This window comes from Pseudoalteromonas sp. Cn5-37 (assembly GCF_021532495.1).
GTDB classification, from domain to species: Bacteria; Pseudomonadota; Gammaproteobacteria; order Enterobacterales; family Alteromonadaceae; genus Pseudoalteromonas; species Pseudoalteromonas simplex.
Map to the genome: position 1 here is coordinate 703,749 of NZ_JAKGBA010000001.1, position 13,563 is coordinate 717,311.

A 13,563-nucleotide genomic window follows, 5' to 3' on the forward strand; every position below is an offset into this window, starting at 1 on the left:
TTTTATTTCAAGAAAATAACTAAACTATGTCTGATAATTCGCCAGTAGGCTTAGATTTAGAGCAACAGCTTGATAATGTACTTGCCTTTATTACCCAACCCGATAAAGGGTCGGCGCCAAATAAAAGTACTCAATCTGTTGAAAACGTACTAAACAAAGCTTTGTATTATTTAAAAAATGAACAGCCTCCCCTTGCTGCCAAATGGATGCGCTTAGCAGCTATGGCAGGTAACCATAGGGCGCAATTTTATATGGGGCTGTTTTTCATCAAAGGGCAAGGTGTACCGCACAGTGTTTTTCATGGCGCGGTGTGGTTAAGTCTGGCAAGTAGCCAAGGTTATGAACCTGCAACGGCTGCACTTGATGATCTTAGAAAACACATCAGTACGCGTAGATTACATGATGCGCGAAGCTATGCAGCTACACTATATGAACAAATCCACCAGCAACAGTTTGCTCATTTAATTCCTCGTGATCCTGACGCCAGCTAACACGCGTCAGGTTCTACAACTCATTAATGCTGTCTTGTCAGTTTACTCTCAAATGTGATGAGACCTGCACCAACCACAAACAATAAGATACCTATAAACTCAAGCCACACATGACCTTTATGGGGCTTGATAATAGGTGTTTTTGAAGTAAGGCTATATAAACGCCTGCCTTGCTCGCCAGATTCTACAAACGAAATACCTTTATAGTCCGCTGAGATAATAAACTTAAAATCATGCCTGCTGATCATTTCTCGACGTTTTGCATCTATTTTCTCGCGGCTTTGTTCTACGAGTAGCGTTCGCCAATCATGAAAAATGCCATCTGGTTCATTATCTTTTACTACACCATATGATTTGTACTCATAGAACGTTGTATTGAATAGCTTTTCTTGATGCCCTAAATAAAACATGGCACAACCTAGCGCACTTAACAGTATCGCAATATAGATTAATGAGCGCTGTTTAATGAATTGCTTATTACTTTGTTGCTTATACCAAGCTTCAATGTCAGGCACATTAATCAATCTCGCTTTATCTACAGAATGTTTTAATGGCTCCATAAAGTCGCAAATTGTTAGATTGAGCGCCGTTAATATTGAACGAAATGTGTCGTTTGAAGGCACTGATTTATCGTTCTCAAGTTTTGAAAGGTAGCTTTGCTCTATTCCAACTTGCTCAGCAAATTCTGGTTGGCTTAGTTTTAGCTCACTGCGATAGTGTTTTAGTTGTGTTCCGAATGTACTCATAACGCATTTCCTTTTTGTTGTGGAGCCGCCATTCTTTGCTATTCATGCTGATATAAGAAGCTGAATAAATAGGAATAATGAAGAATATTAGCAAGATAGGAAGAAATTTACGAGATACGAGATACGAGATACGAGATACGAGATACGAGATACGAGATACGAGATACGAGATACGAGATACGAGATACGAGATACGAGATACGAGATACGTTTTCAGTATAAGGAAATTCTAAGGCGTAGTGTAAAGACTTATATAATCATTTGCTTGAGGAAAACAAATGGCGGAGTGGACGGGACTCGAACCCGCGACCCCCGGCGTGACAGGCCGGTATTCTAACCAACTGAACTACCACTCCGCAGTGGTATGTGCATGGGGTAATGCACTTAATTTGTTTATGATATCAAATGGCGGAGTGGACGGGACTCGAACCCGCGACCCCCGGCGTGACAGGCCGGTATTCTAACCAACTGAACTACCACTCCGCAGAGATATCATTGTTATTACTTAATTTGTTGGCGGAGTGGACGGGACTCGAACCCGCGACCCCCGGCGTGACAGGCCGGTATTCTAACCAACTGAACTACCACTCCGCGATACAAATTTTGTAATAAAATAGCGTTTAAATAGTGGCGGAGTGGACGGGACTCGAACCCGCGACCCCCGGCGTGACAGGCCGGTATTCTAACCAACTGAACTACCACTCCGCAGTATTTAATACTATTTATTTTTCCTATTGGCGGAGTGGACGGGACTCGAACCCGCGACCCCCGGCGTGACAGGCCGGTATTCTAACCAACTGAACTACCACTCCGCAAAGGAAAATGTTTTACAACCATAAGTTGTGCAAGTAATTGGCGGAGTGGACGGGACTCGAACCCGCGACCCCCGGCGTGACAGGCCGGTATTCTAACCAACTGAACTACCACTCCAGCGCATACTTACAAATTGTCGAAAATTGGCGGAGTGGACGGGACTCGAACCCGCGACCCCCGGCGTGACAGGCCGGTATTCTAACCAACTGAACTACCACTCCACATTTTCGTTGCTGACTGAGTCTCCCCTGACAGCGGCGTGAATAATACGAATCACCCTCTAGTTCGTCAAGGGGTTTTTTGTATTTTTACAGGTTTTTTAGTCATCTGACATCGAAAGGTTTAAAATTTCACCTGATTTATCATTTTTTGAGCCGTTTTTGCCAACTTCATTTTCATTCGTTGCTTGCTCATCATTTTCGGTTTGATTTTTTTTCTTTAAAAACGGTAAAGAAATTTTAAATTTCAGCGGTTTCTTCTGAACAAAAATTCTAATTGCCAGCCAACCTAATAAAAGTACGGTTAAATTTCCAACAACAATTAAGGTCACCATCAGCATGGTGGACGCTTTTTGTTCTTCTTCAAGAATTCGTTGTTGCTCAGCTTGCGCTTCTAAATCAATTTCAGGGCGAACAATTTCTGGAACAGCTTCAATTGGTCGCTCAATTTCAAATTTATACGTCGGTAACGTCGCCATAAATTCACGGTCATTTATGTTGCTACCAAATACAGAGAGCTCAACACTGTATCGTCCCCAATCATAATTTTTAATGGCCAGTTCCCGTGTCTGCGATTTATCAGCATCTAAAGAGAACATTTGCTCTTCATTATTGGGGTAATAAATTTTCCCTTGAATGAGCACAGTTTCTGGTTTGACGATTTCAGGGTTTAAGGTGATTGTTAAAATGTGGTCATCTTCATCTTGCTCAGCAAGGGCTATTTCATAATCAAAAGGCGGCTCATGCACGACTATCGGTTTTTGCACCACGGTACGCTTTAGTATAGGTGTTTCTATATATAGCTCTGGCTGCCACTCACCTGCCGGAAAGACCAGTTTAAACTCACCGGTAAACACACCATCAAGCGGACGCTCATCAAAGCCACGGCCATCATCTTTAAAGTCAGTAACACTTTGCGTACCGGCACCAAAGTTTGCGTAATCACTATTATTAGTGCTGACAAAATCAACGTGCAAACTAATCACATCTCTAAACTGACCAACTTCTATTGGCTCACCGTCATTTAATACGCGGCCCGTTAGTTTTACTGTTTCGCCACGAAACAGCATGGGCGGGAGTGGATCAACATTAAGCTCTATTTCACCCAGCACCATAATACGGCTATCAGGCAAGATATTGCCGACCACTTGCCAAGGGCCTGGCATTGGGTTGCTTATCGTTACCAGGTCATAGCTCAATTCATCATACCAGTCGAGGTCATCATTTTTAACTGAGTCAGTCGCATAATACTTAGTGCCGTCAGGGCGAACTAACACAACGGCAGGGGCACCGCGCTTACGAAAGAAGAGTAAAGTTACTTTATCGATTTTGTGATCGATACGAAAACGGTTCTCTAGCAGGGGAATTTCATTTTGCACCCCATCACGTTCTAATGGGGTTATTTTATTTTGCTCATTGGCAAATCCCGTGAAGGGAATTAAACACACTAATCCTGCTAGTAGTTGTTTTCTCATTTTATTACCTTATTCTGCACGCCATAGGCATTGGCCACCCTTTGCAACCAAGTCTAAACGCTCTTCGTGAGCGGCGTGCTCTTGTTCTGTTGCTCTTAATACTACAAGTGGTGCTCTATCAGCACTTAGTCGGCGAATACCACCAGCTTGTTGAGTTGAGCCTTCATCTTTATTTTGATTAAGATTCAGCTTTACTTGCCCTCCCGTCATCGACAGGTAAACATCGGCTAAGATCTCAGAATCCAGTAATGCGCCGTGTAAAGTACGCTTTGAGTTATCTATATCGTAACGACGACAAAGTGCATCAAGGTTATTCTTTTGACCTGGGTGCAAGTCACGCGCCATCTTTAACGTATCAAGTACACTACATACATCGGCAGTATTCGGAAAACCTTGATTTAACAATGCAAACTCATTGTCCATGTGGCCGATATCGAACGCTGCGTTATGAATAACAAGCTCTGCACCACGAATATACTCTAAAAACTCATGGGCAATTTGGTGGTACAGGGGTTTATCACGCAAAAATTCATTGGTGATACCGTGTACGTCTATTGCTTCTTCTTCTATTTCACGTTGTGGATTGATATACACATGAAAGTTGTTGCCAGTAAGACGGCGATTTACAAGTTCAACACAACCGATTTCAATAATGCGGTGGCCTTGCTTTGGGTCAATACCCGTGGTTTCTGTATCTAAAACTATTTGTCTATGTGCCATATCGTCTTAAGCCTGACTCTGGTATCTTTCTATATTCACTTTATTGTACACAATATCAAGGTAAAACAGTGCAGAAAACCGTAGAGATTTACACCGATGGATCATGTTTAGGAAATCCAGGGCCTGGAGGGTATGGCATCGTGATGCGATACAACGGTCACGAAAAGCAATTAAGCCAAGGCTATACCCTAACAACAAATAATCGGATGGAAATGCTCGCTGCTATCGTTGCACTTGAAACCCTCACCCGCTCTTGTCACGTCATTTTGACAACCGATAGCCAATATGTGAAACAAGGTATTGAGTCATGGGTTGATAATTGGAAAAAGCGCGGCTGGAAAACCGCGGCTAAAAAACCAGTCAAGAATGTCGATTTATGGAAACGACTCGATGCGGCCTGCCAACAACACAGCGTAGAGTGGCGTTGGGTAAAAGGCCATAGCGGCAATAAATACAATGAGATTGTTGACGATCTTGCCCGCGAAGCAGCTGGCAGCGATCAATTACTTGAAGATACTGGTTACGACGGTAATTAAAGCCCCTTGAAATAAACTTGGCGCAGGTCGTTTTATATTTTTGTTATATGTTATAAGATTTGGCTATAACAAAATATAAAGGATTCATTATGGCTCTGCGCATTCACTCTTTTTTTCATCAACAAAGCGCCACTCTCTGTTACTTAGTCAGTTGCGAAAGCACTAAGCAGTGCTTGCTGATTGATGCGCCAGCTGATTTTGATATGCCAAGTGGTGAGTTAAGTTTTATCACAGCCAATGAGATCATCAGCTACATAAAGACTGAGCAGCTGACATTGCAATGGCTCCTTGAAACTCATGCCCATGCTGACCATATCACCGCAGCAAGTTATATAAAGCAGCAATTACACGACACACACCCTTGTAAACTCGGCACGGGTGAAGGGATCACACAAGTGCAACAGCACTTTAGCCAACTTTATAATCTTGATATGCCATGTAATGGTGAACCTTTTGATGCTCTATTTACTGATAAAGCACAATTTCAATTAGGTGATTACACAGTAGATGTAATTGCCACACCGGGCCATACCCCTGACAGCGTGTGTTTTCACATTGATGGCAATGTATTTGTTGGTGACACCTTCTTTATGCCAGACAGTGGCACTGCCCGCTGTGATTTCCCAGGTGGCAGTGCCGGTGAGTTATATGACTCACTACAGCGAATTTTAGCGTTTCCTGACGATACGGTACTTTGGATGTGTCATGACTATCAACCAGATGGCCGACCGCTGGCGAACAAAACCACAGTGAAAGAGCAGCGTGAGCAAAACATTCATTTAAAAGGCGATAAACAAAGCTTTATTGCGACTCGGGAAGGCCGCGATGCAACCTTGGCAGTACCAAAACTGTTGCACCCTTCTATTCAATTAAATATTCGTGCAGGTCAGTATCCAAGTAAAACAGACACGCAACAACACTATTTAACTATCCCGCTCACAGTGCTGCTTTGATGTTTGCCTGAGCCCAGCTCCTTTCACTGGCGAAAATTGCGGCCTTGCATGCCATTTAGGTTTAATTGGTGTCAGCGGGGCCACACGTTTTCGAGCCACCAGCATATACACACTGCCCATTGGCTTTAAATATTGCTGGCCAAAACTGCGCCACGCCGCAAAACGTGACAAACGGTTGCCTCTTGCAAGCGATGAATGGATAAATCGCTCGTCCGAAATAATCTCAAAGCCTAATAGATTCAACCAGTCTTTTACTCGTGATGGCGTAAAAAAGCGCCCTGTCCAAGGTAACTTTTGGCGACTAAAAGGTAAAAGCTGCGCCAAGCCACACAAGCTAAACGGATTAAAGCCCGTGATCACCAGATAACCACCGGGAATTAAAGTACGATGTGCTTCGCGTAAGATGTGGTGTGGATCAGAATGATATTCTAAGCAATGCGACAATATGCAAGCATCAACACTGTGCTCATAAAAAGGTAGCTCGTCTACATCAGCAATAACACCGGTAAATAACCCCTGCTCTGCGACACAAACTTGATGCTTTATAGGACTTTCACTGGTTGCCAGCTCACCACTTAAATTACCAAGTTTGAGCATGTGATAGCCAAACATGCGTGGCAGCCATGGCGTTAGCTTACGTTCAATTTCAGCACGTAAATAGTCACCATGAGGGAACTGCTGCCAAGTGTATGGCTTAGGACCTTCTTGAAAACTAAGGGCTGGTTTCATTTTCTGAGCTCGTTATACTGTGTGTTAACTGTCACTTTATAGAGCAATTAAACATGGTGCAAGTTAAAGCAATTAAAGCCTTTTCTGATAATTACATCTGGTGCATCAGCAATGAAGCTGAGCAAACAGCCTGGGTCGTCGACCCCGGTCAAGCAGAGCCTGTTTTAAACTATCTGAGCGAGCATAACTTAACACTTAGCGGTATTTTGATTACTCATCACCATTATGATCATACCGATGGTGTGGCTGCACTGGTTAAGGAATTTCGTGATATTCCGGTTTATGGGCCAAGACATAGCCCTTTTAAAGGTATTACTCATGGCGTATCAGAAGCGGATAAAGTCACTGTGTATGATTACACCTTTACCGTGCTTGCAACACCTGGTCATACCCTAGACCATATTTGTTACATTAACGACGAATTAAGTTTTACTGGCGACACCTTATTCAGTGCTGGCTGCGGACGATTATTCGAAGGCAGCGCAGAACAAATGTGGCACTCGTTATGTAAGCTAAGAGCCCTGCCAGATGAGTGTAAAATCTACTGCACCCATGAATACACGCAAGCCAACTTAGCCTTTGCAAAAGCCGTTGAACCAAACAATGAGTACTTACTCAGCTACAGTGATGAAGTTGATACTCTGCGCGCCAAAGACGAAATAAGCTTGCCAACCCAGTTAGGCGTGGAAAAACAAATAAATCCATTTTTACGTAGCAATATAGCAACAATCACTGATGAGCTGCCTGATGAGCTAAAAATTAATTTGGATCTGAATGAACCTTGGCAACGCTTTGCAGGTCTCAGAGCCTGGAAAGATAACTTTTAAAAAACGTAAACGCCGGTAGTTACAATTTTGTATATTTAGATCAGCATCTTGCAATAATAAGCTGACATAAACTGGTCATAAAGTGGCAATATGTTCTCAGAGCAGGTAATATTCGCCGAGTTTTTTTACCTGATGTATGGGTATATATGTATAAGTCTCCTTTAGTTTTATCACTTGCGCTGATTTTAAGTGGCTGTCAATTAACAGCTTCTGATTCAGCAAGTACAGATGTTGCGAGCAATAATGTTGAGCAACAATTAGACGGCGCAAGTCCGAGCGACATCAATGATGCATTGATGATCAACGCTCAATATCAACAATTAACCGATATTGATGAGCCGCCTCCTGTATTTGATGATGTGTGGGAACGTATTCGTTATCAGCTTTCGATTGATGTGCCACAAAACCGCCCAGTTGTTGCTGAGCGTAACTATTATGCACGTCATCAGGCCTATTTAGATCGTATCTCTAAACGCGCTGAGCCTTACTTATACTTTATTGTAGAAGAAGTCGAAAAGCGTCAAATGCCAATCGAAATTGCGCTTTTACCTATTGTTGAAAGTGCGTTTGATCCATTTGGTTATTCACATCGCAGTGCTTCTGGCATTTGGCAATTTATGCCACAAACCGGTGAGCGTTTCGATTTGAAACAAAACTGGTGGTATGACGGTCGCCGTGACATTGTGCAATCGACCCGTGCAGCGCTAGATTACTTATCATATCTACACAAAACCTTAGAAGGCGATTGGCTAAATGCCATTGCAGCCTATAACTCAGGTGAAGGTCGTTTACTGCGTGCCATTAAAAAGAACCGTAAAAAGCATTTACCAACGGATTTTTGGTCACTTGATTTACCAAGAGAGACCACTGCCTACGTACCTAAGCTGTTAGCGCTGTCTGATCTGGTAAAACGCAGTGACGAATTTGGTGTTAAGTGGCAGCCAATAATTAATGCTCAAGTCGTTGAAGCAGTTAATGTAGGGAGCCAAATTGACTTAGCACTTGCCGCTGACATGGCAGGCATTAGCTTAACAGAGCTTTATCGTTTAAACCCTGGCTTCAATCGCTGGGCGACGGATCCTAATGGCCCACACTTTTTATTATTACCGTCTGATAAAGTTGAAGCGTTTACTGACAAGCTAGCTAAAACAGAGCAAAAAGACCGCCTACGCTGGCAGCAATATATTGTTGCGCGCGGTGACAGTTTATCTGTGATTGCGAAGAAGTTTTCGACAAGCACAAACGCGATTAAAACACTGAATAAGCTTTCATCGAATACTATTCGTGTTGGTCAGCAATTACTTGTGCCACTAAGCGATGGTGAGATTAATAGCCAGCATTTACCAAAGTCAGTGCGTATGGCAGCTAATAAAGCAACACGTAAAAAACTTAGCCATAAAGTGGCCAGTGGCGATACACTGTGGGATATCAGCCGTGAGTACGATGTCACCATAGCTGAACTTGCAACATGGAATAAGCTGAAAAAAGACGCGGTACTGCGTGTTGGTCAAAAGCTAACTGTGTATAAACAGGAAAAGTCGCAACTTGCTGCTACACAAATCAAAGAGCGCACCATTACCTATAAAGTTCGTCGTGGTGACTCGTTAGCGCGCATTGCTGCTAAGTTTAATGTGTCTGTAGAAGATATTATTAAATGGAATTCATTAGCTGGGCAAAAATACATTCAACCTGGGCAAAAGCTTAAATTAAAGGTTGATGTTCGAAGCGCTTAATTGCTTAATTGCTTAATTGCTTAATTGCTTAATCTAATATCAAAAAAAAGAGCGCCTAATGGCGCTCTTTGTCTCTCTCATTTAGTATTTATGCTTCAAAGTCCATAAGTGTAATAACTCATTGGCAATGGTCGCTGCAGCAATCGCTGTTAGTTCACTTTGGTCATAGGATGGAGATACTTCAACCACATCCATACCGACCATATTAATGCCTTTCAATGCACGAAGTACTTTGAGTACTTTATCGCTGGTTAAGCCACCACATACTGGAGTGCCTGTCCCTGGAGCGAATGCGGGATCAAGGCAGTCAATATCAAAGGTTAGATACACAGGTAAGTCACCCACACGTGCTTTAATTTGCTCTGCGATATCTTGTGCAGGCAAATCATTAGCTGCCATTGCATCAATCACTGCAAACTCATGTTTGCTTTGATCAAAATCAGTACGAATACCGATTTGAATACTGTGATCAACATCAATAAGCCCTTCCATCGGCGCATGATAAAACATGGTACCGTGATCATAGCGAGAGCCATTGCTGTAAGTATCTGTATGGGCATCAAAATGCACTAATGCCATCTTACCATATTGCTTAGCATGGGCACGCAGTAGCGGCAAAGTCACAAAGTGGTCGCCACCTAAACCTAATAATGTTTTACCTTGACGAAGAATTTGCTCAGCGGCTAATTCTAACTGCGCGGTAAAATATTCTGGGTCGCCTACTGGGTAAGTAAAATCACCCGCATCAGCTAATTTTAAACGCTCAAACAACGGAAACGTCCATGGGTACTTGGTTTCTTCCCATGCCAGGTGCACTGAAGCTCGACGAATTGCGTCAGGCCCTAAACGTGCACCAGGGCGACCTGAGGTCGCCAAATCAAAGGGTAAACCTAGCACCACTACATCCGCATCGATTGCAGTGATGTTTTGCACCATCGGCTGACGTAAAAACGTCATGCCGTTTGAATATAATGAATGATCTGTGTGGTCAAACAATGTCGACATTGCTTATAACTCTTCTAAATAAGTGTAACCATTTAAGCCAGTTTGCAGCTCATCTAATACGCTTTGCTGCTCAGTTTCTGGCAATTTAGCTGCCACCAGCTGGGCGTAAGACTGCTGGAAGCTTTCTACATCTAAATGTACGTAACGCATCATGTCTGCAACGGTATCACCTTCGTTAACTTCAGTGATTTGCGCTTGACCTTGCTCATCCATTTTTATAATTGCACTGTGTGTGTCGCCAAATAAGTTATGCATATCACCTAAAATCTCCTGATAAGCACCCACTAAGAAAAAACCCATTAAGTAAGGTTTTTCTTCGCTAAATGCTGGCACAGGTAATGTGCTTTCAATACCTTGGCCGTCTACATAGTGCTCCATAGCACCGTCTGAATCGCAGGTAATATCAAGTAACACGGCGCGTTTTTGTGGTGCTTCTGTTAAACCACTTAGCGGTAGAACAGGAAACACTTGGTCAATACCCCATGCATCCGGTAATGACTGGAACAATGAAAAGTTCACAAAAAACTTATCTGCTAAACGCGCATTTAATTCATCAATAATCGGGCGATGAAAACGGTTTTTGTTATCCATATGTTTGTTAAGTTCATAACATACACGTAAGTTAACTTGCTCCGCCCATGCTCGCTCTGTTAAATCTAACAAACCAAGTGCAAACTGATTATGTGCTTCGGCTAAATCGCCTTGGCTATCGTGATAGATTTCGATTAATGCACGGTCGTCATTGTCATCACTTAACTGCTGCCATGATGTCCACATGTTTTTTAATAATAGTGGTGCATCAGCGGCTGGCGCTTGAATGTCTTCAGGTACATAGCTTTCGGTGCCGATAACATTCGAAATCAATACAGCATGGTGCGCTGTTAACGCACGACCTGACTCAGAAATAATGCGCGGCATTGGTTGCTCATATAACTTACAGGTATCACCAATGGTGTATACGATGTTATTAGCGTATTCACTTAGGCTGTAGTTCATTGAGTTATGTGACTGGCTACGAGTACCGTCATAATCTACCGCTAAACCGCCACCCACATCTAAGCAATCGATTTGTGCACCTAATTTACGTAACTCACAGTAAAAACGCGCAGCTTCACTCACACCTAAACGAACATCGCGGATGTTTGCCATTTGCGAGCCAAGGTGAAAGTGTACAAGTTGGATCAGATCAAGTTGATCAGACGCTTTTAAGCGATTGACCACACTGAGTACTTGCGATGCCGACAAACCAAATTTTGATTTTTCGCCACCACTTGCTTGCCACTTGCCCTTACCTTGCGACGCTAAACGTACACGAATACCAATGCGTGGCTTTACGTTTAACTCTTTTGCTTGGCTAAGCACCATGTCTAGCTCAGACAGTTTTTCAAGAACAATGTAAACCTTGTGGCCTAGCTTTTCGCCAATCAGTGCTAAACGAATGTATTCTTGGTCTTTGTAGCCATTACACACAATGACAGCACTGGTTTTTTCTGCCATTGCTAATACAGTTAATAGCTCAGGTTTACTGCCCGCTTCTAGGCCCAATTGTTTCTTTTCAATATCAGCTTGGCTTGCAACAATTTCTTCAACAACTTCACGCTGTTGGTTTACTTTAATTGGGTAAACAAGCAAATAGTCTTTCGGATAACCATAATTTTCAATCGCCGTGTTAAATGCCTGACATAAGCTATGTACACGATGATGTAAAATTTGTGGAAAACGAACCAACGCAGGCAAGCTTAAGCCTTTGTCTTGTAACTGCTGTGCGATATCAATTAGTGCAATGGTTTGCTCTGGGGCATGGGCCTTTGGCGCAACATACACATCACCTTGATCATTAATACCAAAGAAACCTTGGCTCCAATGACGAACATTGTAACTCGTGCGAGCTTGTTCTAGTGATGTTGTTTCTTTCATCTATCTTTCTCTTTTATTTTAGTAATGCCGAAATCGGCAAGGGTTGTTGCCGCGCATTAAAAGAAAAATAGTGACTCAAGTCCAACAAGAATTTTTACTCGTAACGAGTGATTTTTGATGTGAAAAGCTAATCAACATCCCTAAATGTTTTTAAACCATATTTCAAGGGACAGTCACTGAAAATAGTATTTAATAGGATCACATTTAAAGGGACAGTCACTGTAGAATATATGTACTGGTAAATTACCTTTTCATATTGATTTTAATGGGCTGGTATTACTTTTGTGATTTCATCAGCGGCTGAAGAATTTGACCCTAACCATCTCCACGCTTCATATTGCTCGTTATCATGCCAAGTAATACCTATGTACTCTTGCCAGTTTTCGAAGTCTTTTGTGCGATATTTTTCAACCCCGCAACCTCCTGCGCCAAAAGAGGTGCGGCAAATTCTTACAGTGAGATAGGTGCCATCAAAATTCAGCTGCGATTGCTTATCAGCGCAAATACTTAAAGGACGAGTAGGAAATATAAGAATAACTTTTGTTTTTATAGTGCCATTATGGTTGAAGACACCAGAAAGACTGTAGCATGAGTTTAAATAGAGCTTAGTACTATTAATAATAAGGTCTGGTTGCCTACTCTGAGAAGTAATGGATACCTGTGAACTATCACCACAAGCAGCAATCAGAAAGAGCGTAACAAAGCCCAATAGTTGTAAGGTGAATTTATAAATAAAGATGACCTCACTAAAACATAGCTTACCACCTAAATTACTGATTTAGCCCAAGCTCCATAAACAAACTTTGTGGATTTTCGTTGTAATTACCAAACGGACCACAACGATTAAAACCTAAGTTTTCATATAAGCTAATTGACTCTGTTTGTTTAGGACCTGTTTCAAGACGAATAAGCGGTATTAGTTGCTCACCAGCTTGATGTAATAATATCTGCATAATTCGACGTGATAACCCTTTACCACGGTAGCTTGGTTTTACATATAAGCGGCGGATTTCACCATAAGGAGGGTTGCCTTCTTGCATAACGATTGCGCCACATGCAACGATACCATCTTCATTTTTTAAGCCTATAGCATAAACATTAGGCTCAGCTAGCTCTTCAACACTTAAAGATTGAGCGGTAGCAACAGGGTATAGTGAGTTTATGAGTCGGTCTATATCAGAAAACACGCTTACTACTTCAGGATCATGTGGATTTAAATCGACTAACTGCATAAAACTCCCATTTTTATATGTCTTTTTTGTTAACTATGTGAACAATAGTATCGGATATTTCCATTATCCTCTACTGTAGTTTTCAATAATGATTTTATAGGTACTGTTCGGACCGACATACTATCTCTAAGTTCAACAGTATGTAACCAAAAAAACGCCAAGTTGATA

Annotated in this window: 13 protein-coding genes and 7 tRNA genes; 5 read left to right on the forward strand and 15 right to left on the reverse strand. The window is 42.2% G+C overall.

All coding sequences use genetic code 11. The features are described 5' to 3' along the window. The first annotated feature begins 26 nt into the window (after positions 1-26). Entirely contained in the window at positions 27-491 is a 465-nt protein-coding gene (locus L1266_RS03160; RefSeq protein WP_235376841.1) for a sel1 repeat family protein, read from the forward strand. A gap of 23 nt (positions 492-514) precedes the next feature. Here the strand turns inward: L1266_RS03160 and L1266_RS03165 are convergent, their stop codons facing one another. From L1266_RS03165 to dnaQ, 10 genes are all read right to left on the reverse strand, one after another. Then, positions 515-1,237, reverse strand: a complete 723-nt coding sequence (locus L1266_RS03165; RefSeq protein ID WP_235376842.1) for a helix-turn-helix domain-containing protein — start codon at positions 1,235-1,237, stop codon at positions 515-517. A 279-nt stretch (positions 1,238-1,516) separates the two neighbouring features. After that, positions 1,517-1,593 (reverse strand) — tRNA-Asp (locus L1266_RS03170). A 50-nt stretch (positions 1,594-1,643) separates the two neighbouring features. Beyond that, positions 1,644-1,720 (reverse strand) — tRNA-Asp (locus tag L1266_RS03175). A 31-nt stretch (positions 1,721-1,751) separates the two neighbouring features. Further along, positions 1,752-1,828: transfer RNA gene (locus L1266_RS03180), tRNA-Asp, on the reverse strand. Between the two features lie 37 nt (positions 1,829-1,865). Then, positions 1,866-1,942, reverse strand: a tRNA-Asp gene (locus L1266_RS03185). A 30-nt stretch (positions 1,943-1,972) separates the two neighbouring features. After that, positions 1,973-2,049 (reverse strand) — tRNA-Asp (locus L1266_RS03190). 41 nt (positions 2,050-2,090) lie between these two features. Beyond that, positions 2,091-2,167: transfer RNA gene (locus L1266_RS03195), tRNA-Asp, on the reverse strand. Between the two features lie 27 nt (positions 2,168-2,194). Then, positions 2,195-2,271, reverse strand: a tRNA-Asp gene (locus L1266_RS03200). 98 nt (positions 2,272-2,369) lie between these two features. Next, positions 2,370-3,743, reverse strand: coding sequence for a TIGR03503 family protein (locus L1266_RS03205; protein WP_235376843.1), 1,374 nt, complete (start codon positions 3,741-3,743; stop codon positions 2,370-2,372). A gap of 9 nt (positions 3,744-3,752) precedes the next feature. Beyond that, entirely contained in the window at positions 3,753-4,463 is a 711-nt protein-coding gene (gene dnaQ / locus L1266_RS03210) for a DNA polymerase III subunit epsilon (protein WP_054551624.1), read from the reverse strand. A gap of 68 nt (positions 4,464-4,531) precedes the next feature. On the opposite strand from dnaQ, the gene rnhA reads away from it, so the two are divergent. Together rnhA and L1266_RS03220 are read left to right on the forward strand one after the other, a co-directional pair. Beyond that, positions 4,532-4,999, forward strand: a complete 468-nt coding sequence (rnhA, locus tag L1266_RS03215; RefSeq protein WP_054551625.1) for a ribonuclease HI — start codon at positions 4,532-4,534, stop codon at positions 4,997-4,999. Positions 5,000-5,088: 89 nt separating this feature from the next. After that, positions 5,089-5,952, forward strand: coding sequence for an MBL fold metallo-hydrolase (locus tag L1266_RS03220; protein WP_187490762.1), 864 nt, complete (start codon positions 5,089-5,091; stop codon positions 5,950-5,952). Here L1266_RS03220 and L1266_RS03225 read toward each other — a convergent pair. Beyond that, entirely contained in the window at positions 5,923-6,681 is a 759-nt protein-coding gene (locus tag L1266_RS03225) for a class I SAM-dependent methyltransferase (protein ID WP_054551627.1), read from the reverse strand. The two genes, L1266_RS03220 and L1266_RS03225, sit on opposite strands and share 30 nt — an antisense overlap. A gap of 53 nt (positions 6,682-6,734) precedes the next feature. Between L1266_RS03225 and gloB the strand changes: the two genes are divergently transcribed. Both gloB and L1266_RS03235 read left to right on the forward strand, forming a co-directional pair. Beyond that, positions 6,735-7,508, forward strand: a complete 774-nt coding sequence (gene gloB / locus L1266_RS03230) for a hydroxyacylglutathione hydrolase (RefSeq protein ID WP_194441626.1) — start codon at positions 6,735-6,737, stop codon at positions 7,506-7,508. 146 nt (positions 7,509-7,654) lie between these two features. Beyond that, on the forward strand, positions 7,655-9,241 hold the full coding sequence (locus L1266_RS03235; protein ID WP_138601830.1) for a LysM peptidoglycan-binding domain-containing protein: 1,587 nt from the start codon (positions 7,655-7,657) through the stop codon (positions 9,239-9,241). Between the two features lie 81 nt (positions 9,242-9,322). Here the strand turns inward: L1266_RS03235 and speB are convergent, their stop codons facing one another. From speB to L1266_RS03255, 4 genes are all read right to left on the reverse strand, one after another. Next, the gene (gene speB, locus L1266_RS03240) at positions 9,323-10,246 is read right to left on the reverse strand and encodes an agmatinase (protein ID WP_166338923.1); all 924 of its coding nucleotides are present in this window, start codon (positions 10,244-10,246) and stop codon (positions 9,323-9,325) included. Positions 10,247-10,249: 3 nt separating this feature from the next. After that, on the reverse strand, positions 10,250-12,163 hold the full coding sequence (gene speA / locus L1266_RS03245) for a biosynthetic arginine decarboxylase (protein ID WP_135924153.1): 1,914 nt from the start codon (positions 12,161-12,163) through the stop codon (positions 10,250-10,252). Positions 12,164-12,425: 262 nt separating this feature from the next. Beyond that, positions 12,426-12,872 (reverse strand): hypothetical protein, encoded by a 447-nt coding sequence (locus L1266_RS03250; protein WP_138617787.1) that lies wholly within the window; start codon positions 12,870-12,872, stop codon positions 12,426-12,428. A gap of 61 nt (positions 12,873-12,933) precedes the next feature. Beyond that, positions 12,934-13,395: a GNAT family N-acetyltransferase gene (locus tag L1266_RS03255; protein ID WP_054551633.1), complete on the reverse strand. Its 462-nt coding sequence runs from the start codon at positions 13,393-13,395 to the stop codon at positions 12,934-12,936. Positions 13,396-13,563 lie beyond the last annotated feature (168 nt).

What these genes read in the sequence shown, in the direction of transcription:
- L1266_RS03160 (WP_235376841.1), top strand. Translation starts at nt 27, where the DNA reads ATGTCTGATAATTCGCCAGTAGGCTTAGATTTAGAGCAACAGCTTGAT.
- L1266_RS03165 (WP_235376842.1), bottom strand. Translation starts at nt 1,237, where the DNA reads ATGAGTACATTCGGAACACAACTAAAACACTATCGCAGTGAGCTAAAA.
- L1266_RS03205 (WP_235376843.1), bottom strand. Translation starts at nt 3,743, where the DNA reads ATGAGAAAACAACTACTAGCAGGATTAGTGTGTTTAATTCCCTTCACG.
- dnaQ (WP_054551624.1), bottom strand. Translation starts at nt 4,463, where the DNA reads ATGGCACATAGACAAATAGTTTTAGATACAGAAACCACGGGTATTGAC.
- L1266_RS03220 (WP_187490762.1), top strand. Translation starts at nt 5,089, where the DNA reads ATGGCTCTGCGCATTCACTCTTTTTTTCATCAACAAAGCGCCACTCTC.
- L1266_RS03225 (WP_054551627.1), bottom strand. Translation starts at nt 6,681, where the DNA reads ATGAAACCAGCCCTTAGTTTTCAAGAAGGTCCTAAGCCATACACTTGG.
- gloB (WP_194441626.1), top strand. Translation starts at nt 6,735, where the DNA reads ATGGTGCAAGTTAAAGCAATTAAAGCCTTTTCTGATAATTACATCTGG.
- L1266_RS03235 (WP_138601830.1), top strand. Translation starts at nt 7,655, where the DNA reads ATGTATAAGTCTCCTTTAGTTTTATCACTTGCGCTGATTTTAAGTGGC.
- speB (WP_166338923.1), bottom strand. Translation starts at nt 10,246, where the DNA reads ATGTCGACATTGTTTGACCACACAGATCATTCATTATATTCAAACGGC.
- speA (WP_135924153.1), bottom strand. Translation starts at nt 12,163, where the DNA reads ATGAAAGAAACAACATCACTAGAACAAGCTCGCACGAGTTACAATGTT.
- L1266_RS03255 (WP_054551633.1), bottom strand. Translation starts at nt 13,395, where the DNA reads ATGCAGTTAGTCGATTTAAATCCACATGATCCTGAAGTAGTAAGCGTG.